The organism is Kitasatospora sp. NPDC002227 (assembly GCF_040296285.1).
Classification (GTDB): Bacteria; Actinomycetota; Actinomycetes; order Streptomycetales; family Streptomycetaceae; genus Kitasatospora.
Genome location: NZ_JBEOWY010000016.1, coordinates 1 through 24,510, shown reverse-complemented (window position 1 = coordinate 24,510; position 24,510 = coordinate 1). Strand labels below are relative to the sequence as shown.

Here is a 24,510-nt window from a genome sequence, read left to right as displayed (position 1 = left end):
CGCCGGGCGGCTATCTCGGCAGGGCGAGCACCCCCGCGCCGAAGTACTGCCGGTCGCTGCAGGCGCCGATCGCGTACGGGCAGTTGGCGGCCGCGAGCCGGGTGAGCAGCGCGGTCAGCTGCCCGGGACTCCAGCCGGGGTGCTCGGCCGCCGCGACGGCCACCGCGCCGGTGACGTGGGCGGCGGCCATCGAGGTGCCGGCCAGGGCCACGTACTGGCCGCCCGGCCAGTCGGAGACGATCGCGCCCTGGGCCCCGCCGTCCGGGTCCCCGCCCGGTGCGGCCAGGGTGATCCGCCCGCCGCCGAAGTTGGTGTACGCGGCGGGCAGGCCGCTGCGGTCCACCGCGCCGACGGTGACCACCCCGGGCAGCTCGCCGGGCAGGCGGACGCACTCGGTGCCGACGGTCCTGTTCCGGGCGGGCCCGGTCAACCGGTCGTTGGGGCTGCGGCGGTCGGTGCGGGCAGCGCCGAGGTCCTGCGCGTCGTTGCCCGCCGAGGCGACCACCACCGCGCCCTTGCGCTGGGCGTAGGCCACCGCCCGGCCGACGGCCCGGATCAGCGCGGCCTGGTCCTGGTCCTCCGGGCAGTTGTACTTCCAGGGGTCGGCGAAGTAGCTGTCGTTGACCGCGCGGGCGCCGTGGTCGGCGGCCCAGAGCAGGCCGCAGACGATGTTCTCGGTGTAGTACTGCCCGAGCGGCCCGAGCAGCCGCACGGCGGCGATCCGCACCCCCGGGGCCACCCCCGAGACCCCTCGGCCGTCGCGGACGGCGCCGATGATCCCGGCTACGTGGGTGCCGTGCCCGCTCTCGTTCACCCCCTGGTCCGGCCGCCAGGCCCCGGACCGGGCGTCCGGCCGCCCGTCGGCACAGGAGACCGAGGCGGCGGGGTCCACCGCCCCCCGCAGGTCCGGGTGGGTGTCGTCGACCCCCGAGTCGAGCACCGCGACCAGCACCTGCCGCAGGTCCTGCTGCGAGGCCACCGCCCGGTCGGCGGCGGGGCTGCGCAGCAGGCCGGCCCCCTCGGCCGCCGGCCCCGCGACCGCCCCGATCATCGCCAGGTTCCAGTCCGCGCCCTCGGCCGGGTCCGGCAGGCTCGTCTCCCCGTCCCCCAGCCACCCGCCCACCGCCCCGCTCCCGGCCGCCCGGCCGGCCGGGGCGACGTCGGCGCCGTCCTGCGCGGGGCGCTTCCGCTCGGCCGAGCCGCCGGCCGGAGGGCTCTGGGCAACCGCCCACCCCTCGGCGGAGATGCGGCGGAAGTCCCCCGCACCGTCCAGCGAGCCGGGCAGCGAGGCGACCGGGGCCGTCCGGGTGGCTCCCACGGCGGTGATGCCGGGGCGGCCGCGCAGCCGGTCGGCGAAGCCGCCGGTGGCGTAGGCGAGGGCGGCGCCGATCTGCGGGTACTGCTGGACCACCCGCCCGCCCGCCGCCCGGGTCTGCCCGGCGGCGAGCTCGGCGCCCGCCGCGTCCTGCCGGTCGGCCAGCACCAGGTAGCTGAGGTAGGCCCGCCCGGGCCCGGTGACGTAGGGGACGGCCCCGCCGAGCAGCAGCGCGGCCAGCAGCATCACGAGCATCGCCCGCAGCCGCCCCCGCCGCACGCCACCGCGGGAGGCCGGCCGGGCACCTGGGAGACCGTCCGTGGGGCACCGCCGCTGCATCGCTCGGCCTCCGCTGCTCGGGCCCGCCCTGGACGCGGACCTGAGACATCACCATATGAGCGGATTGTCCTATTTGCTCGCTCGGCTTGATCCTCCCGCAACGCCCCGTACCGCGCCCGGCCGCGCCCCGCTGCCACCACCTGTCAGTCCCCGGCGGCACCATGGGCACATGGCGCGACGCACCACACCGTCCACCGACCCGCTCGCCGGCTTCGCCCCGGCGACCAGGGCCTGGTTCGAGGGCGCCTTCCGCGCGCCCACCCAGGCCCAGGCCGAGGCCTGGGCCGCCATCGGCCGGGGCACGGACGTACTCGTCGTCGCCCCCACCGGCTCCGGCAAGACCCTCGCGGCCTTCCTCTCCGCGCTGGACCACCTCAGCCACACCGCGCCCCCGGCCGACCCGAAGCGCCGCTGCCGGGTGCTCTACATCTCCCCGATCAAGGCCCTCGCGGTCGACGTCGAGCGCAACCTGCGCGCCCCGCTGGCCGGCCTGCGCCAGGCCGCCGTCCGGCTCGGCCTGCCCGAGCCCGAGGTGCAGGTCGGCATCCGCTCGGGTGACACCCCGGCCGCCGACCGCCGCCGCTTCGCCACCCACCCGCCGGACATCCTGATCACCACCCCCGAGTCGCTCTTCCTGCTGCTCACCTCCGCCTCCCGCGAGGCGCTGCGCGGCATCGACACGGTGATCCTGGACGAGGTGCACGCCGTCGCCGGCACCAAGCGCGGCGCCCACCTCGCCCTCAGCCTCGAGCGCCTCGACGAGCTGCTGGAGCGTCCGGCCCGCCGGATCGGCCTGTCCGCCACCGTCCGCCCGGTCGAGGAGATCGCGCGCTTTCTCAGCCCCCAACGCGGCGCCGCGATCGTCCAGCCCCCGGCGGCCAAGGAGTTCGACCTCTCGGTGGTCGTCCCCGTCCCCGACCTGGACGAGCTGCCCGCGACCAGCAGTGACGACCCGGCCCGCCAGGCCTCCATCTGGCCGCACGTCGAGGAGCGGATCGCCGACCTGGTCCAGGCCCACCGCTCGACCATCGTCTTCGCCAACTCCCGCCGCCTCGCCGAGCGGCTCTGCAACCGGCTGAACGAGATCGCCCACGAGCGCGCCACCGGCACCGCCCTGCCCGAGGCGCACGCCCCCGCCCAGCTGATGGGCGGCTCCGGCGCCGCCGCCGGGGCCCCGCCGGTGATCGCCCGGGCGCACCACGGCTCGGTCTCCAAGGAGCAGCGCGCCCTGGTCGAGGAGGAGCTGAAGGCCGGCCGGCTGCCCGCCGTGGTGGCCACCTCCAGCCTGGAGCTCGGCATCGACATGGGCGCCGTCGAGCTGGTCGTCCAGGTCGAGTCCCCGCCCTCGGTCGCCTCCGGCCTGCAGCGGGTCGGCCGGGCCGGCCACCAGGTCGGCGCCGTCTCCACCGGCGTGGTCTTCCCCAAGTACCGGGGCGACCTGGTGCAGTCCGCCGTGGTCACCGAGCGGATGCGCAGCGGGCAGATCGAGGCCCTGCGCGTCCCGCGCAACCCGCTGGACGTGCTCGCCCAGCAGCTGGTCGCGATCACCGCCCTCGACACCTGGGACGTCGACGAGCTGCTCGCCCTGGTCCGCCGGGCCGCCCCCTTCGCCGCCCTCCCCCAGTCCGCCTTCGAGGGCGTGCTCGACATGCTCGCCGGGCGCTACCCCTCCGACGCCTTCGCCGAGCTGCGCCCCCGCCTGGTCTGGGACCGCGTCGCGGGCACCGTCACCGGCCGCCCCGGCGCCCAGCGCCTGGCCGTCACCTCCGGCGGCACCATCCCCGACCGGGGGCTGTTCGGAGTGTTCATCGCGGGCGCGGACCCCAAGAAGGGCGGGGGTCGGGTGGGCGAGCTGGACGAGGAGATGGTCTACGAGTCCCGCGTGGGCGACGTCTTCACCCTCGGCACCACCTCCTGGCGGATCCAGGAGATCACCCACGACAAGGTGCTCGTCGTGCCCGCCCCCGGTGTGCCGGGGCGCCTCCCGTTCTGGAAGGGCGACAGCCTGGGCCGGCCGCTGGAGCTCGGCCGGGCCGTCGGCGCCTTCGTCCGCGAGCTCGGCGGCCTGCAGCCCGAGCAGGCCACCGAGCGGTTGCGAAAAGCAGGCCTGGACGACTGGGCGGCCGGCAACCTGCTCGCCTACCTGGCCGAGCAGCGCGCCGCCACCGGCCACCTGCCGGACGACCGCACCATCGTGGTCGAGCGCTTCCGCGACGAGCTGGGTGACTGGCGGATCGTCGTCCACTCCCCCTTCGGCGCCCAGGTGCACGCCCCCTGGGCGCTCGCCCTCGGCGCCCGGCTGCGCGAGAAGCACGGGCTCGACCCGCAGGTGATGCACGCGGACGACGGCATCGTGCTCCGCCTCCCCGACGCGGACCTGCTGGACTTCCCCTCGCCCGACGCCGCACCCGCCGAAGAGGCTCCCGTCGGCGCCGACGCCGCCCTGTTCGAGCCCGGCGAGGTCGAGCAGCTGGTCACCGACCAGGTCGGCGGCTCCGCCCTGTTCGCCGCCCGCTTCCGCGAGTGCGCCGGGCGGGCCCTGCTGCTGCCCCGCCGCAACCCCGGCCGCCGCACCCCGCTCTGGCAGCAGCGCCAGCGCGCCTCCCAGCTCCTCGAGGTGGCCGCCGAGTACGGGTCCTTCCCGATCGTGCTCGAGGCCGTCCGCGAGTGCCTTCAGGACGTCTTCGACGTGCCCGGCCTGGTCGAGCTGATGGGCGACCTCGAATCCCGCGCCGTCCGCCTGGTCGAGGTCACCACCCCCGAGCCCTCCCCCTTCGCCCGCTCCCTGCTCTTCGGGTACGTCGCCCAGTTCCTCTACGAAGGCGACTCACCCCTCGCCGAGCGCCGCGCCGCCGCCCTCTCGCTCGACTCCCGGCTGCTCTCCGAGCTGCTCGGCCAGGCCGAGCTGCGCGAGCTGCTCGACCCGGCGGTGCTGGCCGAGCTGGAGGCCGAGCTCCAGCGCCTCACCCCGGACCGGCGGATCAAGGACGTCGAAGGCCTGGCCGACGCGCTGCGCCTGCTCGGCCCGCTCAGCACCGCCGAGCTGGCCGTCCGAGGCGCCGAGGAGGCCTGGGCCGTCGAGCTGCAGGCCGCCCGCCGGGCCATCGAGGTCCGGATCGGCGGCGAGCAGCGCTGGGCCGCGATCGAGGACGCCGGGCGGCTGCGCGACGCCCTGGGCACCCCCCTGCCGGTCGGCGTCCCCGAGGTCTTCACCGAGCCGGTCAAGGACCCGCTCGGCGACCTGCTGGCCCGCTACGCCCGCACCCACGGCCCCTTCACCGCCGCCGAGGCCGCCGAGCGCTTCGGCCTGGGCACCGCCGTGGTCACCGGCACCCTGCACCGGCTCACCGCCGCCGGGCGGCTGGTCGCCGGCGAGTTCCGGCCGGGCTCCACCGCCACCGAGGAGTGGTGCGACGCCGAGGTGCTGCGCCGCCTGCGCCGGCGCTCACTGGCCGCGCTGCGCCAGGAGGTCGAGGCGGTGCCGCCGCGCGCCCTGGCCGCCTTCCTGCCCGCCTGGCAGCACCTGGGCGGCCACCGGCTGCGCGGGGCGGACGGCCTGCTGCGGGTGGTCGAGCAGCTCCAGGGCACGGCGCTGCCCGCCTCCGCGCTGGAGAAGCTGGTGCTCCCGGCCCGGCTCACCGACTACCACCCGGCCCTGCTGGACGAGCTGACGGCGGCCGGCGAGATCGGCTGGTCCGGTGCGGGCGCCCTGCCCGGCAAGGACGGCTGGCTCGGCCTGCACCTGCCCGAGACCGCCCACCTGCTGCGGCCCGAGCCGGTGCCGCCCACCCTCACGCCCGTCCACACCGCCCTCCTGGCGGCCCTGGCGGGCGGCTACGGCCTGTTCTTCCGCCAACTGACCACCCAGCTCCCCGACACCCCCGAGAGCGAGCTCCTCGCCGCCCTGTGGGACTTGGTCTGGGCCGGGTACGTCACCAACGACACCCTCGCCCCGCTGCGCGCCCTGCTCGGCTCCGGCCGAACCGCCGGGGCCACCGCCCACCGGGCTCCCCGGGCCACTCCCCGGGCCCGCTACGGCGGCGGTTCCCGCGGCCTGGGCCGCCCGGCCTCGGCGCTGCGCTCCGGCGGGCCGACGGCGGCCGGGCGCTGGTCCCTGCTGCCCGAGTACGCGGCCGACCCGACGGTGCGGGCCGCCGCACAGGCGCAGGCGCTGCTGGACCGGCACGGCGTGCTCACGCGCGGCGCGGTGGCCGCGGAGCGGGTGCCGGGCGGCTTCGCGGGGGTGTACCGGGTGCTCGCCGCCTTCGAGGAGCGGGGCCGGGCCCGGCGGGGCTACTTCGTGGAGGGCCTCGGCGGGGCGCAGTTCGCGATGGACGGTGCGGCCGACCGCCTGCGGGCGGTCAACGGGCGGCTGGATCGCGGTGACGCGGCCGGCTGGGCTGCCACCAGCCCCGAGCCACCGCAGGCCCTGGTCCTGGCCGCCGCCGACCCGGCGAACGCGTACGGCGCGGCCCTGCCCTGGCCCGAGCTGCCCGACGCCACCCACCGGCCCAGCCGCAAGGCGGGCGCCCTGGTCGTCCTGGTCGACGGTGCCCCGGCCCTCTACATCGAGCGCGGCGCCAAATCCCTGCTCTCCTGGGCAGACCACCCTGCCGCCCTGGCCGCCCTCGCCGAGTCCGTCCGGGCAGGCGCCCTGGGCTCCTCCGTCACCATCGAACGCATCAACGGCCAACCGGCCCTCACGGCCCCCCTCGGGGCAGCCCTCGAAGCAGCCGGGTTCCACCCGACTCCGCGAGGCCTACGACTCCGAGGCTGAGTCGCACCACCCAGGGGCGCAGATGGTGCAACTACCTCACTCCGGGTCGGTGCGGCAGGTTCCTCGGTCGGCCGCGCCGTTCCCCGCGCCCCTGGGAGGTGCGGTGCTACTGCTGTGCACAGGTATCAGCCCCAGGCTCCAGCCGGCTGCGAGCAGACCGACGCCGCCGCTCCGGAGGCTGCCGCCGATCAGCAGCGCACACCAGAGGGCGGCGATCACCAGCCCCCACCGCGACCTCGGGCCTATTCGGCCCAGTAGCGCAGTGATCTTCACGATGGCCTCCAGACCCCCGAGCGCCAGCCTGCCGGCCGCCACCACGGGAGAGCGGAGACGTCAGGCCGCCACCACGTCGACGGCGGTCTTGGACGAGATGGAGCTCATCCGGTCGCCGGGCGCGGGCAGCGGGACCGGCTCAAGGACCGGCCTCAGGATCTCACCCTCGGAGAGGGTGGCCATCGCCGCAAGTTCGGCGAGCGACAGTTCGTCGCTGACCTCGCGCATCACTTCGGACATCCGGACATCGAGTGCGTCGCAGATGGCGGAGAGCAGTTCGGAGGAAGCCTCCTTCTGCCCCCGCTCGACCTCGGAGAGGTAGCCGAGCGAAACCCTGGCCGCCGCCGACACCTCGCGGAGTGTGCGGCCCTGGCGCTGGCGCTGCCGACGCAGTACATCGCCCAGTAGGCGACGGAGCAGGATCATCGGTGCCTCCCTCCTCGGACTGCGGATCGAGATGTCACGCCCCCACCGTACCGCCTTGTCCGCGTCACGTGCGGGGACCATGGTCGTGTTCACTCTGGGCTGCAATGCGGCTCCCTCCCCTTGTTCGGTTCCCCGCCGGACCCGCCGGATCCGTCCGACCGCCCCTGCCCACCTGGTTTCTGCCCAGCTGGACCCTTCGGTGTAACACCATCCTCCTGTCAAGGCAGTCAGTTCAGCTCGAATTCAGGAAAACTCCGTGGGAAAAGCTCAACTCCCCCCACGCACGGGCCCCGGAGGCGCTAAGGGCTCACACCGGCGCAAACCGGGCGCCGGGGCCGCGCCACGATCCGCGGCTAGTCCGTCAGCTCTCCGGCCGTCACCGGCCGCGCCAGCTCGGCCAGCAACAGCTCCAGGACCCGCCGCACCGCCTCCTGGCGAATGCTCGCACGCCCCTGTGACAGCGCCTCGGCCGGCAGCTCCGGCGTCAGCGCGACGCTGCCGGCGGGCCCGGCGAAGGCCAGGTGCACGGTGCCGACGGGCTGTCCGTCCTGCGGATCGGGCCCGGCCACCCCGGTGGTGGCGAGGCCGTAGGTGGCGCCGAGCAGCCGTCGTACCCCGGCGGCCATCTGACGGGCCACCACCGGGTCGACCGCGCCGCGCACGGCCAGCAGGCCTTCGTCCACGCCCAGTACCGAGGCCTTCACCTCGGTGGCGTACGCGGTGACGGACCCTCGGAAGACCGCCGAGGCCCCGGGCACGTCCACCACGGCGGCGGCCAGCAGCCCGCCGGTCAGCGACTCCGCGACGGCGAGCGTCTCGCCGCGCTCCTTCAACAGCTCCTGCACCCGCGCGGCGAGCACCTCGGTCATCGGCCCTCCCGAGCCTTGGCCAGCCCCTCCCGCCGCAGCCGGAGCGCCTGGCCCACGTAGTCGAGACCGGTGCCGACGGTCAGCAGCACCGCGAGACCCATCAGGACGGCCCGCCCGGTGGCGAGCCAGCCGGTCAGCTCCAGGACGTACATGCCGACCGCGATGCCCTGGGTGAGTGTCTTCAGCTTGCCACCCCGGCTGGCCGGGATGACACCGAAACGGATGACCCAGAAGCGCAGCAGGGTGATGCCGAGCTCGCGGGCCAGGATGACCACGGTGACCCACCAGGGCAGGTCCCCGAGCACGCAGAGGCCGATCAGCGCCGAACCCATGATCGCCTTGTCGGCGATCGGGTCGGCGATCTTGCCGAAGTCGGTGACCAGGCCCTTGCGCCGGGCCAGCTCGCCGTCGAACAGGTCGGTGATCATCGCGACGGCGAAGGAGGCCCAGGCCACCGAACGCCACTTCGGGTCGTGCCCGCCGCCCGCGAAGAGCAGCAGGACGAAGACCGGTACGAGCAGCAGCCGGAGCATCGTCAGCATGTTGGCGATGTTCCAGATTCCGGCCTGGGGAGGCAGCGCCGCCCCGGGTCTGCCGGGGCGGGCCGCGGCCGGGGCGCCGGGCCCCTTGGTCATTCCCCGCTCCCGGCCTGCTCCGTAGCGGCGGTGTACGCGTCCTCGGGGGCGCCGACCAGCTCGGCCACCAGGTCCACGCCCTCGGTGGCGACCACCTTGGCGCGGTAGTAGCGGCCGATCACCGGCTGCTCGACGCCGAGCAGGGTGGTCAGGCCGTCGGTCTCGGGGGCCTGGTGGGCCGAGCGGCCCTCGACCACGCCGTCCTCCACCGACTCGACCAGCACGGTCACCTCGGTGCCGATCCGCTGCTCGGCCCGCTGGGCGGTGAGCTCCTCGGCCAGGCGGGAGAGCTTGGTGACGCGCTCGTCCACCACGTCCTGCGGCAGCTTGCCGTCGAAGGTCGCGGCCTCGGTGCCGTCCTCGTCGGAGTAGCCGAAGACGCCGATCGCGTCCAGGCCAGCACCGGTGATGAACCGTTCCAGCTCCGCGAAGTCCTCCTCGGTCTCCCCGGGGAAGCCCACGATGAAGTTCGAGCGGGCGCCGGCCTCCGGGGCCTTGCCGCGGATGGTGCCGAGCAGCTCCAGGAACTGCTCGGTGTTGCCGAAGCGGCGCATCTTCCGCAGCACGGCCGGGGCCGAGTGCTGGAAGGACAGGTCGAAGTAGGGCACGACGCCCGGGGTGCCGGTCATCACGTCGATCAGGCCGGGGCGCATCTCGGCGGGCTGCAGGTAGCTGACCCGCACCCGCTCGATGCCCTCGACGGCCGCGATCTCGCTCAGCAGGGTCTCCAGCAGGCGGATGTCGCCCAGGTCCTTGCCGTAGGAGGTGTTGTTCTCGCTGACCAGCACGACCTCGCGCACGCCCTGCCCGGCCAGCCACTGGGCCTCCTGCAGCACGTCCGAGGGGCGGCGGGAGATGAAGGAGCCGCGGAAGGCGGGGATGGCGCAGAAGGAGCAGCGGCGGTCGCAGCCGGAGGCGAGCTTGATCGAGGCGACGGGGTTGTCGTCCAGGCGCTTGCGCAGGGTGCGCGGGCCGGAGGCGGGCGCGATGCCCTCGGGCAGGTCCTCCGGAGCACCGTGGCCGGGCAGCGCGACCTCGGCGGCGGCCGCCTGGCGCTCGACCGGGGTGAGCGGGAGCAGCTTGCGGCGGTCGCGCGGGGTGTGCGCCTCCACGTGGCCGCCCGCCAGGATGGTCTGCAGGCGGCCGGCGATGTCGGCGTAGTCGTCGAAGCCGAGCACCGCGTCGGCCTCGGGCAGGGCGTCCTGCAGCTCCTTGCCGTAGCGCTCGGCCATGCAGCCGACGGCGACCACGGCCTGGGTGCGGCCGTGCCCCTTGAGGTCGTTGGCCTCCAGGAGGGCGTCCACGGAGTCCTTCTTGGCGGCCTCCACGAAGCCACAGGTGTTGACGACGGCGACGTCGGCGTCGGCGGCGTCGTCGACGAGCTGCCAGCCGTCGGCCTCCAGACGCCCGGCGAGTTCCTCGGAGTCCACCTCGTTGCGGGCGCATCCGAGCGTGACAAGGGCGACTGTACGGCGTTCAGGCATGACGCCAAGATTAACGCGCGGGCCCCGGGTCCGTTTGCCCCGGAGTCCGCGCGCCTCGTTCCACCGGCCCCGGCCGGGCCCCGATCAGCCTGCCTGCGGGTCTCCCGGGGTGTACGTGAGGTGCACCACCTGACCGTCCTCACCTGCGGCGCCGAGGTCCTTGCCGTTGACGTACACGTGCACGGCGCCCGCGTTGCCGATCACCAGCTTGATCTCTTTGGGATCGGTGAAAGTCTGGTCCTTGCCCTGGTCCAGGTTGTTCTGGAACAGCGACTTGCCCTTGCTGTCCAGGGCCGAGATCCAGCTGGTGTCCTTCTCGGCGACCAGCTTGACGGTGACCTTGTCGGCCGGGGCCGCCGCGATCGCCGCGATGCTCGGCGCGGGGGCGGGCGGCTGCGCGGAGGGGGTGGCCGGGGCGGAGGCGGTCGGCAGCGGGGTGCTGGCGGCGCCCGCCGTGGTGGAGCGGCTGGGGGTGCCGGAGACCAGGTTGAAGCCGATCAGGCCGACCACGGCGACGATCGCCAGGACCATCGCGGTGGTCCAGTTCGGCCGCCGGTGATCGGTGATCTTGATCGGGCCGGTGTCGAGCAGCTGGGCCCGGGGCTGGGTGACCGGGCCGCCGCCGTGCGCGGCGTCGTACTGGGCGACCAGGGCGTCCCCGTCCACCCCCACCGTCTTGGCGATCGCCCGGATGTGACCCCGGGCGTAGAAGTCGCCGCCGCAGCGGCCGAAGTCGTCCTCCTCGATCGCATGCACGATCGGCACCCGGACGCGGGTGCTGGTGCTGACCTGGTCCACTGTCAGCCCGGCGCGCAGCCGGGCGGCGGACAGGACGGAGCCGATGCTCGCGGCCTGGGCGGCGGGCTCGGCCACGGCACCCTCGGCGGGGGCGAGGGATCGGCGGTTGTCTCGGTGGGGGGACTTGCCGATGGTCACTGGGCGCGCCTTTCGAGCGTTGGCCACCTGCTGAGAAGACAGTCTAGGGGCGGGGGCCGGGCCTTTCTCAAGCGGAGCGGGCCCGAACGGGCACCTGACGGCCCGCTCCGCTGACAGCTGGTCAGCCCCCGCTCCGCGCGGAGGACGCGTGGCCCTGACCGGCCGGTTCCACGCCTCCCCTGCTCCGAACGACTCAGACGCCGCCGAGTCACCCCCGCAGCGTCAGGATGACCCCGTCCAGTTCCTCCGGGGTGACCAGCACGTCGCGTGCCTTGGAGCCCTCACTGGGCCCCACGATGCCCCGGGACTCCATCAGGTCCATCAGCCTGCCCGCCTTGGCGAAGCCCACCCGCAGCTTGCGCTGGAGCATCGAGGTCGAGCCGAACTGGGTCGAGACGACCAGCTCGGCGGCCTGGATCAGCAGGTCCAGGTCGTCCCCGATCTCCTCGTCGATCTCCTTCTTCGGCCCGCCGCCGACCGTCACGTCCTCCCGGTAGACGGCGCTCAGCTGGTCCTTGCAGTGCTGGACGATCTTGGCGATCTCCGCCTCGGTGACGAACGCCCCCTGCATCCGGACCGGCTTGCCCGCGCCCATCGGCAGGAAGAGCGCGTCGCCCTTGCCGATCAGCTTCTCGGCGCCGGGCTGGTCCAGGATGACCCGGGAGTCGGCCATCGCGGAGGTGGCGAAGGCCAGCCGGGAGGGCACGTTGGCCTTGATCAGACCGGTCACCACGTCCACCGAGGGCCGCTGGGTGGCCAGCACCAGGTGGATGCCGGCGGCCCGGGCGAGCTGGGTGATGCGCACCACCGAGTCCTCGACGTCCCGGGGGGCGACCATCATCAGGTCGGCCAGCTCGTCGACGATCACCAGCAGGTACGGGTACGGCTTCAGCTCGCGCTCGCTGCCCAGCGGCGGCGTCACCTTGCCGGCCTTCACCGCCGCGTTGAAGTCGTCCACGTGCCGGAAGCCGAAGGCGGCCAGGTCGTCGTAGCGCAGGTCCATCTCGCGGACCACCCACTGCAGCGCCTCGGCGGCCTTCTTCGGGTTGGTGATGATCGGCGTGATCAGGTGCGGGATGCCCTCGTACGCGGTGAGCTCGACCCGCTTGGGGTCGACCAGCACCATCCGCACCTCGTCCGGGGTGGCCCGGGCCAGCACCGAGGTGATCAGGCAGTTGATGCAGGAGGACTTGCCCGCGCCGGTCGCACCGGCGACCAGGATGTGCGGCATCTTGGCGAGATTGGCCATCACGGTGTGGCCCTCGACGTCCTTGCCCATGCCGACGACCATCGGGTGCGAGTCCTCGGCGGCCGTGCGCGAGCGCAGCAGGTCGCCGAGGTTGACCATCTCGCGGTCCGCGTTGGGGATCTCCACGCCGACGGCGGACTTGCCCGGGATCGGGCTGATGATCCGCACGTCCGGGCTGGCCACCGCGTACGCGATGTTCTTGGCCAGCGCGGTGATCCGCTCGACCTTGACCGCGGGCCCGAGCTCGACCTCGTACCGGGTGACCGTCGGACCCCGGGTGAAGCCGGTGACCCGCGCGTCCACCTTGAACTCCGCGAAGACGCCGCTGAGCTGCGCCACCACCTCGTCGTTGGCCGCGCTCCTGGTCTTGCCCGGGCCGCCGCGCTCCAGCAGGTCCAGCGAGGGCAGCGCGTAGGTGATGCCCTCGGAGAGCTGCAGCTGCTCCATCCGTGGCGGGGCGGGGGTGTGCTCCGGCGCACCACCGCTGCGGGCGCCCGGCACGGCGGGCTCCTCCGGGGCGGCCGTGAAGTCCTGCACCTGGTGCATCATGCTCGCCACCGCCGGGGAGGCGGGCACCCCGTAGAGCAGCGCGCCGTCCAGGTCGGCGGCGACCCCGGCCGCGATGTCCCTGGTCTGGAACGGGTCGTCGGACTTCTTGAACATGTCCACGGCTGCGGCGGGCAGCTCCTGCGGGTCGTCCTGCTTCTTGCGGCGGCGCCGGCGCCGGGCGGCCACCTCGTCCTCGGGGTCGCCCTCGACGGTGTGCGGCAGGGCCGACGGGTCGGCGTCCTCCGGCGGCGCGGTGGAGTACTCGCGCTCCTCGGCGTACTCCGGCTCGACGTAGCCGGGCTCGACGACGCCCAGTCGCTCGCCGAGGTGGCGCAGGCGCTCGGGGATGCGGTTGACCGGCGTGGCGGTGACCACCAGCAGGCCGAAGAAGGTGAGCAGCAGGAGCAGCGGCACCGCCAGCGGCGGGCCGGCGGCAGCCATCATCGGGGTGGAGGCGGCCCAGCCGAGGATGCCGCCGGCCGCCCTTATCCGGGTGGCGCCGCTGCCCATCACGGGCGCGCCGCACCCGATGTGCACCAGGCCGAGCACGCCGAGCACCAGGGCGCTCAGCCCCACCGCGATCCGGCCGTTGGCCTCCGGCAGCTCGGGGTGGCGCATCAGCCGGACGGCCACCCCCACCAGCAGGAACGGCACCAGCACGTCGAGCCGCCCGAACAGCCCGGACACCACGTTGGTCGCCGCCTCGCCCAGCCACCCCTGCGGGCTGAACCACGTCCCGGCCGCCGTCACCAGCCCGAGCGCCAGCAGCAGCAGCGCGACGCCGTCCTTGCGGTGGTCCGGATGCAGGTTCCGCGCGCCGTCGCCGAAGCCCCGGAACATCGCCCCCACACTGTGCGCGAGGCCGAGCCACACGGCCCGGACGGCGCGGAAGAGTATCGGCCGGGAAGCCGGCGGCGGCGGAGCGGCGGGCGGCCGGGCCGCCGCCTTCTTCGCCGGAGCCCGCTTGGCAGGCGCCGCCTTCTTCGCAGGCGGGGCTGCCTTCTTGGCGGCGGGGGCCTTCTTGGCCGGCCCGGGCTTCGGGTTACGAGCGGCGCTTCCGGGCGAACGTGTGGCCATGAGTCAGCAGCCTACCCGCGGCATCCAGATGCAACGCCCAGGGGCGCGGGGAACTGCGCGAGGTCGGGAGAGGCGACCTGCCAGGTTTCGCAGAGATCCAGTTGCACTGTCCAGGGGCGCGAGGAACTGCGCACTGCGGGAGGCGACAGGCCGTCATCTTCCGTACCCGCGCAGTTCCCCGCGCCCCTGGACAGTGCAACTTACGGTTTCAGGGCTTCCAAAGCCTGCCGCAAGGCCGTCAGGCGGCGCTCCAGGTGGGCCACCGTGGCGGCCAGGGCGGCGTCCGGGGTGTCGTCGAGCTGCTTGGCGAGGGCCTCCGCCTGTTCCTCGACCGAGGCCAGCCGGGCCGAGAGTTCGCCGAGGAGGCCGCCACCGAGCTGCTCGCCCGCCTCCAGCTGGAGCCGCAGCAGGGCCGCCTGCTCCTTCAGCTGGCAGTTCTTCACGTACAGGTCGACGAAGACCGAGACCTTGGCGCGCAGCACCCACGGGTCGAACGGCTTGGAGATGTAGTCGACCGCACCCGCCGCGTACCCGCGGAAGGTGTGGTGCGGCCCGTGGTTGATCGCCGTCAGGAAGATGATCGGGATGTCCCGGGTGCGCTCGCGACGCTTGATGTGCGAGGCGGTCTCGAACCCGTCCATGCCGGGCATCTGGACGTCGAGCAGGATCACCGCGAAGTCGTCGGTGAGCAGCGCCTTGAGCGCCTCCTCACCGGAGGCGGCCCGTACCAGCGTCTGGTCCAGCGCCGAGAGGATCGCCTCCAGCGCCAGCAGGTTCTCCGGGCGGTCGTCCACCAGGAGGATCTTCGCCTTCTGCACCACGACCCGCCCTCCTGCCGGTTGTCTTCCGAGGGACGGCACTCGCGCACCACCCATCACTGCCCCGGTCATGCTAGCCGCACCCCCTCCCCCGCCGTGTCGCGATACGGGAACCCGGACGCCAGGTAACCGACTGTTCACAGCCTGCGACATTGGGTGACCTTACCAGGACCAGGTGACGACGGGGGGCGCGGGAAAGCGCGCGCACAACCGAGCGCTCCCCACTGACCAAGCGTCACTCGGCCGCCGGATGTCACACCACCCACAGCCGTCACTTCACCGGCAGCCAGTGCCGCATCACCGCCAGCAGGTGGTCGGTCTCCACCGGCTTGGTGACGTGGTCGCTCGCCCCGGCGGCCAGGCTCTTCTCCTTGTCGCCCTTCATCGCCTTCGCGGTCAGCGCGATGATCGGCAGCCCGGAGAACTGCGGCATCCGCCGGATCGCCTCGGTCGTGGCGTAGCCGTCCATCTCCGGCATCATGATGTCCATCAGCACCAGGGCCACGTCCTCGTGCTGCTCGAGCACCTCGATGCCCTCACGCCCGTTCTCCGCGTACAGCACCGTCAGGCCGTGCTGCTCGAGCACGCTGGTGAGCGCGAAGACGTTCCGGACGTCGTCGTCGACGATCAGCACCTGCTCACCGCTGAACCGGCCCTGACCGTTCGTCTGGTGCGGGGCCGCCGTCTCGGAGGTGTGCCGGGCGGCCGGCACCTCGCGGTTCTCCTCCTCCGCGCGCCAGCGCTCGGCGGCGCCCCGGCGGCGCTCCTGGGCCAGCTCGCGGACCTCCTGGGCCCAGTGCTCGGCCGGGTTCTCCCCGATCGGTACGGGGGTGCCCAGCGGGGTCACGGCGACCACGGCCCGTACCGCCGGCCCGGCCGGGCGCTCCAGCTGCACCACGTCCGGCGCCTCGCTGCGCAGCGGCAGGTAGAGGGTGAAGGTCGAGCCCCGGCCGAGCTCGCTCTCGGCGTGGATCTCGCCGCCGAGCAGGCGGGCGATCTCCCGGCTGATCGACAGCCCGAGGCCCGTGCCGGCGTACTTGCGGCTGATGCCGCCGTCCGCCTGCTTGAACGCCTCGAAGATCTCCCGCAGCTTGTTGTCCGGGATGCCGATGCCGGTGTCGGAGACCGAGAAGGCGATCAGCGGCTCGTCCGGGTCGGCGATCGAGCGGCTCTCCAGCATCTGCTCGCGGACGTGCTGCGGCACCCCGCCGTTCGCCGGGCGGATGCGCAGCTCGACGGCGCCGGAGTCGGTGAACTTCACCGCGTTGGAGAGCAGGTTGCGCAGCACCTGCTGGAGCCGCTGCTCGTCGGTGTGCAGGGTGACGGGCAGCTCGGGCGAGACCACCACGGCGAAGTCGAGGTTCTTGTCGGCGGTGAGCGGCCGGAAGGCGGCCTCCACGTAGTCGACCAGCTGGACCAGCGCGATCTTGGCCGGGCGGACGTCCATCTTGCCCGCCTCGACCTTGGAGAGGTCGAGGATGTCGTTGATCAGCTGGAGCAGGTCGGAGCCCGCGCCGTGGATCGTCTCGGCGAACTCGACCTGCTTGGGCGAGAGGTTGGCCTCGTTGTTGTCGGAGAGCAGCTTGGCCAGGATCAGCAGCGAGTTGAGCGGGGTGCGCAGCTCGTGCGACATGTTGGCGAGGAACTCGCTCTTGTAGCGCGAGGCGAGGGCGAGCTGCTCGGCGCGCTCCTCCAGGATCTGCCGGGCCTCCTCGATCTCGCTGTTCTTGATCTCGATGTCACGGTTCTGCTGGGCCAGCTGCTCGGCCTTCTCCTGCAGCTCCTCGTTGGTGCGCTCCAGCTCCTCCTGCCGGGCCTCCAGCTCGGCCGAGCGCATCGAGAGCTCGGCGGTCAGCCGCTGGGACTCCAGCAGCAGGCCCTCGGTCTTGGTGTTGACGCTGATGGTGTTGACGGTCACGCCGATCAGGTCCGCGATCTGGTTGAGGAAGTCCAGCGCGACGGTGGTGAAGGAGCTGAAGGTGGCCAGCTCGATCACGCCGAGCAGCCGGCCCTCGAACAGCACCGGCAGCACCACCACGTGCGCGGGCGCGGCCTCGCCGAGGCCGGAGGCGATCTTGAGGTACCCGGGCGGGGTCTCCCGCAGGATGATCGGGCGCTTCTCCACCGCCGCCTGGCCGACCAGGCCCTCGCCGGGGCGGAAGGTGGTCGGCATGGTGCGGCGCTGGTAGCCGTAGGAGCCGATCAGGCGCAGCACGGTGTCGTTCTCGTCGTCATCCTCGGTGACCGGCTCCGCGCTCCGCCCGGCCGGCTGGGCCAGGAAGAAGGCGCCGTGCTGGGCGGAGACCACCGGGGTCAGCTCGGTCATGATCAGCGAGGCGACGGCCTCCAGGTCACGACGGCCCTGGAGCAGACCGGAGATCCGGGCCAGGTTGGACTTCAGCCAGTCCTGCTCCATGTTGGTGCGGGTGGTCTCCCGGAGGTTGGCCACCATCTGGTTGATGTTGTCCTTGAGCTCGTCGATCTCGCCCGAGGCGTCGACGTCGATGCGCAGACTCAGGTCTCCCCTGGTCACGGCGGCGGCGACCTGGGCGATCGCGCGCACCTGCCGGGTCAGGTTGTTGGCCAGCTCGTTCACCGACTCGGTGAGGTCCTGCCAGGTGCCGTCCACCCCGGGCACCCGGGCCTGGCCGCCCAGGGTGCCGTCGGTGCCGACCTCGCGGGCGACCCGGGTCACCTCGACGGCGAAGGCGCCGAGCTGGTCGACCATGGTGTTGATGCTGGTCTTGAGCTGCAGGATCTCGCCGCGCGCGTCCACGTCGATCTTCTGCGAGAGGTCGCCGCGGGCCACCGCGGTGATCACCAGGGCGATGTTGCGGACCTGGCCCGTCAGGTTGTTGGCCATCAGGTTGACGTTGTCGGTCAGGTCCTTCCAGATCCCGGCCACACCCGGCACCCCGGCCTGACCGCCCAGCGTGCCGTCGGTGCCCACCTCGCGGGCGACCCGGGTCACCTCGACGGCGAAGGCGGAGAGCTGGTCGACCATCGTGTTGAGGGTGCCGGCGAGCGCGGCGACCTCGCCCTGGGCCTCGATGGTGATCTTCTTGGAGAGGTCACCGCGGGCCACCGCGGTGGCGACCTCGGCGATGTTGCGCACCTGGCTGGTCAGGTTGGACGCCATGAAGTTCACGTTGTCGGTCAGGTCCCGCCAGATGCCGGAGACCCCGCTCACCCGGGCCTGACCGCCGAGGTTGCCCTCGGTGCCCACCTCGCGGGCGACCCGGGTCACCTCATCCGCGAACGCGGAGAGCTGGTCGACCATCGTGTTGACGGTCATCACCAGCTCGCGGATCTCGCCGCGAGCGTCGACGGTGATCTTCTTGGAGACGTCGCCGCGGGCCACCGCGGTGGTCACCTCGGCGATGTTGCGCACCTGGCTGGTCAGGTTGTTGGCCATCAGGTTGACGCTGTTGGTCAGGTCCTTCCAGATCCCGGCCACGCCGGGCACGCTCGCCTGGCCGCCGAGGATGCCCTCCGTACCCACGTCCCGGGCGACCCGGGTGACTTCGTCGGCGAAGGCCCCGAGCTGGTCGACCATGGTGTTGATGGTGTTCTTCAGCTCCAGGATCTCGCCCTGGGCGTCGACCTGGATCTTCTGCGACAGGTCGCCCTTGGCCACCGCCGTGGTCACCTGGGCGATGTTGCGGACCTGACTGGTCAGGTTGTTCGCCATCGAGTTGACGTTCTCGGTGAGGTCCTTCCACACCCCGGCCACGCCCGGCACCTGCGCCTGGCCGCCCAGGATACCCTCGGTACCGACCGCGCGGGCCACCCGCGTCACCTGGTCGGCGAAGGCCCCCAGCTGGTCGACCATCGTGTTGACGGTGTTCTTCAGCTCCAGGATCTCGCCCCGGGCGTCGACCTCGATCTTCTGCGACAGGTCGCCCTTGGCCACCGCCGTGGTCACCTGGGCGATGTTCCGCACCTGGGCGGTCAGGTTGTTGGCCATGAAGTTCACCGAGTCGGTGAGGTCACGCCACACCCCGGCCACGCCCGGCACCAACGCCTGGCCGCCCAGGCGGCCCTCGGTGCCCACGTCACGGGCCACCCTGGTCACCTGCGCGGCGAAGCCGTTGAGCTGGTCCACCATCGTGTTGACGGTGTTCTTCAGCTCCAGCATCTCGCCCGCGACGTCCACCGTGACCTTGTGCGACAGGTCGCCCTTGGCCACCGCGGTGGTCACCTCGGCGATGTTGCGCACCTGGGCGGTCAGCCGCCCGGCCATGGTGTTGACCGAGTCGGCGAGCTCCTTCCAGCTGCCCGTCGCCCCGCGCACCCGGGCCTGGCCACCGAGCTTGCCCTCGGTACCCACCTCGATGGCGACCCTGGTCACCTCGTCGGTGAACTCCGACAGCTGGTCCACCAGCCCGTTGACGGTACGGCCGACCTTCAGGAACTCGCCGCGCAGTGGGTGGCTGGCCCCGCTGGTGTGGATCGAGCGCAGCTCCATCCGCTGGTCCAGGTCACCCTCGGCGATCGAGCTCAGCACCCGGCCGACCTCGGCCATCGGCCGGGCCAGGTCGTCGATCAGCGCGTTGCAGTTGTCGACGGCCGCCATCCAGGCGCCCTCGCCGACCCCGCTCTCCAGCCGCTCCGAGAGCCGCCCCTCGCGGCCCACCGCCCGGCGCACCCGGGCGAGTTCACCCGTCAGGTGCTGGTTGCGCTCGGCCACCTCGTTGAAGACCGCCGCGATCTCGGCCAGCGGGCCGTCCCCCGGCACGGTGAGCCGGCGGCGGAAGTTGCCGTCCCGCATCGCGGTCAGCGCCGCGAGCAGCTTGCGCAGATCGGCCGGCTCGGCGCCACGGTTGTGGTTCGGGCGCCGCCCGGCACCGCCCCGGGGGGCAGCCGCCCCCCGGGCGCCGCGTACGGGCGCCGGAGTCGTACCGGGTACGTCCTTGGTGGCCGAACTCAACGGGGCCCTCCCACATCGTGACTAGTGCGCACCGCTCCGGTGTTGTACCGACCGTACGCCGTACGCCGGGTGCGGCGGACCCCCCAGTCTGGCAGCCTTCGCGCCGCGTGTCCGTCCGCTTGCACAGGGTGGAACGCCGCACGGGGCAAACTCGTGGCCAGAATCACCCTCTGGTGCCTGTTTCGGCGCCCTGGCCCCACGGGGTACCAACCGGAAAGTAGGGTGGAACGCCGCACGGGCCCAGGATCTGCCCGAGAGCTTCCGCCAGCAGGTCCGACGACGCACCGTTGCCCCGGGGCACCACTGGGGCAACTCCAATGTTCCGACAGCACCGACCGACTGATGGGAGACGTGGGCACGTGGTCACCGCGCGCGCAGCCGCCACCTTCGAACCGGTCGGCCGGTCGGCCGCCGCCGCGCGCGGGTTCGTCCGCGACACCCTGCTCGGCTGGGGCCTGCCCGAGGTCGTCGACGACGCCGTCGTGCTGGTCAGCGAACTGGTCACCAACGCCGTCGTGCACGCCGGCACCGCTGCCGAAGTCAGCTGCGAACGCGAGCCGGAGAGCCTGCGGATCGGCGTCACCGACCGCCACCCCGAGCGCGGCCTGCCCTCCTTCGCCCACGTGCCCACCAGCTCCGACCGCTACGCCGACCCCGACGGCGAAGGCGGCCGCGGCCTGCTGATGTGCGCCGCCCTCTCCTCCACCTGGGGCGTCGAGTACTCCGCCGGCCGCAAGACCGTCTGGTTCCGCCTCCCGCTGCCCGCCCAGCAGCCCGGCACCCGGTACGCCCTGCCCAGCCTGCCCGGCGGCGAACTCCCCGACGCCGAGAGCCCCGTACGGGTCGGTGTGGTCCAACTCACCGAGAGCGGGCTGGTACAGAGCTGGAACGCCGACGCCCAGGCGCTCTTCCAGCACCCCGCCGAGCAGGTGCTCGGCCGCCCCTGGGCCGAACTCACCGACTGGCCGGCCGGCGGCCCCAGCCTCGCCGACACCCTGCGCCTGGCCCGCTGGGAGGGCACCTTCGCCGTCCGCCGCGCCGACGGCCGCCACCTGGACGTCTACGGCCTGCAGGTCCGCGTCCGCGACACCCACGGCACCCCGTCCACCGTCTGCCTGCTGGTCCGCGAGGCCGACCAGGGCCTGCTGCGCTCCCCCGGCACCGCCCTCGACAAGCCCGCCGCCGTCGAACCGCTCGACCTGCTGGTCGGCCCCGCGATCCCCGACGACCTCGGCGAACTCCTCCAGGGCATCGTCGAGCGCGCCCGCGACCTGCTCGACGCCGACGCCGCCTACCTCATGCTCACCAGCGAGGACGACACCGAGTTCGAGGTCCGCGCCGCCACCGGCCTGCCCAGCGCCGGCCGCCGGCTCGCCCCCATCCCGGTCGAGTCCGGCGCCGGACGCTTCGACTCCGCCCGGATGCCCGCCGTGCACGAGGACCTCTCGGTGCGCCCCACCGCAGCGCCCCTGCTCATCGGCAGCGGCCTGCGCTCGCTCATCACCGTCCCGCTCAAGGTCGAGGGCCGCCTCACCGGCTCGCTCGGCGTCGCCGCCTCAGCCCCCGGCCGCTTCGACAACGAGGACGCCCTGCGCCTTCAGTTCGCCGCCGACCGGATCGCCCTCGCCCTCGAGAGCGCCCGCCTCGCCGAACTCGAACGGCTGCGCCGCGGCTCGCTCTCCTTCCTGGTCGAGGCCTCCGACCTGCTGGCCGGCACCCTCGAGCACGAGCAGACCCTGGCCCTGATGGCCCAGATGGCCGTGCCCACCCTCTCCTCCTGGTGCGCCGTCTACACCACCGGCGACCAGGGCGCCGCCGCCGACCTCGCCTTCGTCCTCCACGAGGACGAGGACCGGATCGACCCGCTGCGCGCCCTGCTCGACAAGACCCCGGCCCCCGACACCGACCGCGCCGCCGGCGCCAACTTCTGGACCGCCCCCGCCGACACCGCCCGCGCCTCCGGCCAGGCCGACAGCCCCGAACTCGCCGGGCTGCTCGGCGAGACGGTCGTGCTCCCGCTCGCCGCCCGCAACCGCGTCATCGGCCTGCTCGTCCTCGGCGTCGGCACCGGCCAGCGGCTGCGCCAGGAGATCCTCGAACTCGCCGAGGACCTCTCCCGCCGCGCCGCCCTCGCCCTGGACAACGCCCGCCTCTACAGCGAGCGCACCGCCACCAGCCAGGCCTTCCAGCGCGCCCTGCTGCCACCGGAGCTCCCCAAGATCCCCGGCGTCGAGGTCGAGGTCTTCTACCAGGCGGCCGGCGAGGGCAACGAAGTCGGCGGCGACTTCTACGACATCTTCCCGATCCGCGAAGGCACCTACGGTTTCGCCATCGGCGACGTCTGCGGCACCGGCCCCGAAGCCGCCTCCGTCACCGGCCTGGCCCGCAACTCGCTGCGCCTGCTGGCCCGCGAAGGGCTCGACGCACCCCAGGTGCTCACCCGGCTCAACGCCGCCATCCTCGACGAAGGCCCCCGCAGCCGCTTCCTCACCCTGCTCTACGGCGAGTTGACGCCCCAGGAGGACGGCAGCACCGCCCTCTCCCTGGTCTGCGCCGGACACCCCCTCCCGCTGCGCCTGCGCACCGACGGCCAGGTCGACCAGGCCGCCTCACCGCAGCCGCTGCTCGGAGTGATGGACGAACTGGAGCTGACGGCCGAACAGTTGGTGCTGCTCCCGGGCGAGGTACTGCTCTGCGTCACCGACGGCGTGACCGAACGCCGGGAGGGCCTGCGGATGCTCGGCGACGACGGACTGGCCCAAGTCCTCACCGGCTGCACCGGGCTGACCGCCGGTGCGGTGGCCACCCGGGTCCAGCGAGCCGTCGAGCGATTCGCCCCCGAACCTCCGTCGGACGACATGGCCATCCTGACCCTGCGGGTGCCGACCCAGCGCACCCGCTGACCGCCCGCTCCGCACTGTCCAGCGGCGCCGCTCCACAGCTGACGGCTGGACAAATTGTGCGATTCACAAGGGTACAAGCGCGCGGAGGCGGGTACACCGCTTTCACCGGGGATTCCCCCGGGAGGGGCACCGACCGGCGTACTCCTGCCGGTTCTTCACTCAACCGCAGCCACCGCGCCCGTGGCACCGCCATGGCTCCGCGCACCCGGCTCGGCAACGCACTCCCCCACACAACCCCGCAGTACAACGCGCCATGACGGCGCACGGAGTGAAAGGAGCCCTCCGGTGAGCAACGACGCTGCCGGGGCGCAGAACGCCCGCTCCGCCGACGCCGGTAACCTCGGTTACCTCGCTCTCGGCCTCACCCTCCTCGCCTACGGTCTCCTCGGCACCGGCCTGCTGTCCGGCGCCGGAGTCAAGGACGCCGCCTCCCTCGCCCACCTGCTCGGCGGGCTCACCCTCTTCATCGCCGGCCTCTGGCAACTGCGCGGCGGCGAGGGCTTCACCGGCACCGCTTTCACCAGTCTCGGCGCCTTCTGGGCAGTCTGGTCCGCGGCCGGCAGCAGCAGCAAGAACGCCGCAGGACTCTTCCTGCTCCTCTGGGCCCTGCTCGCTCTCACCCTGGCGCTCGCCAGCTGGAACTCCGGGCTCCTCAGCCGGCTCGTCTACGGGCTGCTGACGCTCGCCCTGCTGCTCAACGCGATCGCCACCCTGGCCGGCAACGGCGGCCTGGGCAAGGTGGCCTCCTGGGTCGCCGCGGTCTCCGGCCTCTGCGCCTGGTACTGGGCGGCCTCCGCCCTGACCGGCAGCAGCTGGCGGCGCGGACTGCTGCCCGCGAAGTGACCGACCCTGCCGTGTGACCGAGCCTTCCGTCACCGGCACCCGCTGAACGGGCCGGACCTCGAGCGACGAGGCCCGGCCCGTTCGGCGTCCTAGCCGCCCACCGGGGTCCGCTCCCGCTCGTCCGCCACGGCCCCCGCCTCCGTCTCCTCCCGGCGCCAGCCGCTGCACGCGTGCTGCACCAGGTAGACGACCAGCAGGAGAGCCACGGCCACCAGACCGTCCGCCCAGAAGTGGTTCGCCGTCACCACGACGACGAAGACGGTCGCCAGCGGATGCAGCACCACCAGCCACCGCCAGGGCGTCACCGCGATCCGCACCACGGCCACCGCGACGATCACGGCCCACGCCACGTGCACCGAGGGCATCGCCGACAGCTGGTCCGGCACCACCCCGGCCACCGCGCCCCCGTACACCGACTGCCCGTACTCGGCCGCCAAGTCAACGAACCCGTTCCCCGGCAGCATCCGGGGCGGCGCCACCGGCACGAACTGCACGGTCAGACAGGCCGCCGTAGTCAGCACCACGGAGTTCCGCAGCCACCGGTAACTCGCCCGGCGTCGGGCGAACACCCAGGCCAGCAGCGCGAGCATCACCCCGAAGTGCATGGTCGCGTAGAAGTAGTTGCTCGCCGTCACCACCCAGCGGTGCGGCTCCACCGCCCGCTGCCAGGCCGCCTCGTCCGGGAACCCGAGCTTCAGCTCCGTCCGGTGGATCCAGTCCGCCCGGTCCAGCGCATGGTCGGTACTCATCACCGACAGGTGCCCGACCAGCTGCCACAGTGTGAACAGCACGAGCAGGATGCCCGCCTCCCGGAGCACCGCGGCCGCCGGCCTCGCGTAGCGGTGGCGGACGCGTCGAGCCGCGTAGGCCGCCCCGAAGGCAGCCACGGCGATACCACCGGATGACTGCCAGGTGAGCGTCAGGTTCTGCATTGGCAGAGGTTAACGCAAAATACCCCCCTCCCGAAGTGGGAGGGGGGTATTTTGGAATATTTGTTCGGCGGCGTCCTACTCTCCCACAGGGTCCCCCCTGCAGTACCATCGGCGCTGTGAGGCTTAGCTTCCGGGTTCGGAATGTAACCGGGCGT

13 protein-coding genes and 1 rRNA gene are annotated in these 24,510 nt (G+C 73.1%); 3 read left to right on the top strand and 11 right to left on the bottom strand.

What is annotated here, in order from left to right:
* Nucleotides 1-10 precede the first annotated feature (10 nt).
* Nucleotides 11-1,570 carry a S8 family serine peptidase gene (locus ABT095_RS16975; protein WP_350530198.1) on the bottom strand — a complete coding sequence of 520 codons (1,560 nt, stop codon included), beginning with the start codon at nucleotides 1,568-1,570 and terminating at the stop codon, nucleotides 11-13.
* A gap of 253 nt (nucleotides 1,571-1,823) precedes the next feature.
* On the opposite strand from ABT095_RS16975, the gene ABT095_RS16970 reads away from it, so the two are divergent.
* Nucleotides 1,824-6,431 (top strand): ATP-dependent helicase, encoded by a 4,608-nt coding sequence (locus ABT095_RS16970; RefSeq protein ID WP_350530197.1) that lies wholly within the window; start codon nucleotides 1,824-1,826, stop codon nucleotides 6,429-6,431.
* A gap of 333 nt (nucleotides 6,432-6,764) precedes the next feature.
* On the opposite strand, the gene ABT095_RS16965 is transcribed toward ABT095_RS16970, so the two are convergent.
* From ABT095_RS16965 to ABT095_RS16930, 8 genes are all read right to left on the bottom strand, one after another.
* Entirely contained in the window at nucleotides 6,765-7,130 is a 366-nt protein-coding gene (locus ABT095_RS16965) for a helix-turn-helix domain-containing protein (protein WP_350530196.1), read from the bottom strand.
* 353 nt (nucleotides 7,131-7,483) lie between these two features.
* The gene (locus ABT095_RS16960; protein WP_350530195.1) at nucleotides 7,484-7,999 is read right to left on the bottom strand and encodes a CinA family protein; all 516 of its coding nucleotides are present in this window, start codon (nucleotides 7,997-7,999) and stop codon (nucleotides 7,484-7,486) included.
* Nucleotides 7,996-8,634, bottom strand: a complete 639-nt coding sequence (pgsA, locus tag ABT095_RS16955) for a CDP-diacylglycerol--glycerol-3-phosphate 3-phosphatidyltransferase (protein WP_350530194.1) — start codon at nucleotides 8,632-8,634, stop codon at nucleotides 7,996-7,998. Before pgsA ends, ABT095_RS16960 begins: the two co-directional genes overlap by 4 nt.
* Nucleotides 8,631-10,118, bottom strand: a complete 1,488-nt coding sequence (gene rimO, locus ABT095_RS16950; RefSeq protein ID WP_350530193.1) for a 30S ribosomal protein S12 methylthiotransferase RimO — start codon at nucleotides 10,116-10,118, stop codon at nucleotides 8,631-8,633. The genes pgsA and rimO overlap by 4 nt, the downstream gene beginning before the upstream one ends.
* A gap of 84 nt (nucleotides 10,119-10,202) precedes the next feature.
* Nucleotides 10,203-11,054, bottom strand: a complete 852-nt coding sequence (locus ABT095_RS16945) for a helix-turn-helix domain-containing protein (protein ID WP_350530192.1) — start codon at nucleotides 11,052-11,054, stop codon at nucleotides 10,203-10,205.
* Nucleotides 11,055-11,262: 208 nt separating this feature from the next.
* Nucleotides 11,263-13,929, bottom strand: a complete 2,667-nt coding sequence (locus tag ABT095_RS16940; protein ID WP_350530191.1) for a DNA translocase FtsK — start codon at nucleotides 13,927-13,929, stop codon at nucleotides 11,263-11,265.
* Between the two features lie 200 nt (nucleotides 13,930-14,129).
* On the bottom strand, nucleotides 14,130-14,750 hold the full coding sequence (locus ABT095_RS16935; protein ID WP_350530190.1) for a response regulator: 621 nt from the start codon (nucleotides 14,748-14,750) through the stop codon (nucleotides 14,130-14,132).
* A gap of 268 nt (nucleotides 14,751-15,018) precedes the next feature.
* Complete coding sequence (locus ABT095_RS16930) at nucleotides 15,019-19,518, bottom strand: HAMP domain-containing protein (RefSeq protein ID WP_502884907.1); 4,500 nt, start codon at nucleotides 19,516-19,518, stop codon at nucleotides 15,019-15,021.
* A 476-nt stretch (nucleotides 19,519-19,994) separates the two neighbouring features.
* On the opposite strand from ABT095_RS16930, the gene ABT095_RS16925 reads away from it, so the two are divergent.
* Both ABT095_RS16925 and ABT095_RS16920 read left to right on the top strand, forming a co-directional pair.
* The gene (locus tag ABT095_RS16925; protein WP_502884895.1) at nucleotides 19,995-22,580 is read left to right on the top strand and encodes a SpoIIE family protein phosphatase; all 2,586 of its coding nucleotides are present in this window, start codon (nucleotides 19,995-19,997) and stop codon (nucleotides 22,578-22,580) included.
* Between the two features lie 285 nt (nucleotides 22,581-22,865).
* A complete protein-coding gene (locus tag ABT095_RS16920; RefSeq protein WP_350530188.1) occupies nucleotides 22,866-23,423 on the top strand; it encodes an acetate uptake transporter in 558 nt (185 codons plus the stop codon).
* An 89-nt stretch (nucleotides 23,424-23,512) separates the two neighbouring features.
* On the opposite strand, the gene ABT095_RS16915 is transcribed toward ABT095_RS16920, so the two are convergent.
* Both ABT095_RS16915 and rrf read right to left on the bottom strand, forming a co-directional pair.
* Nucleotides 23,513-24,355, bottom strand: coding sequence for a phosphatase PAP2 family protein (locus ABT095_RS16915; protein ID WP_350530187.1), 843 nt, complete (start codon nucleotides 24,353-24,355; stop codon nucleotides 23,513-23,515).
* Nucleotides 24,356-24,417: 62 nt separating this feature from the next.
* Nucleotides 24,418-24,510 (bottom strand): 5S ribosomal RNA (gene rrf / locus ABT095_RS16910); the annotation flags it as partial.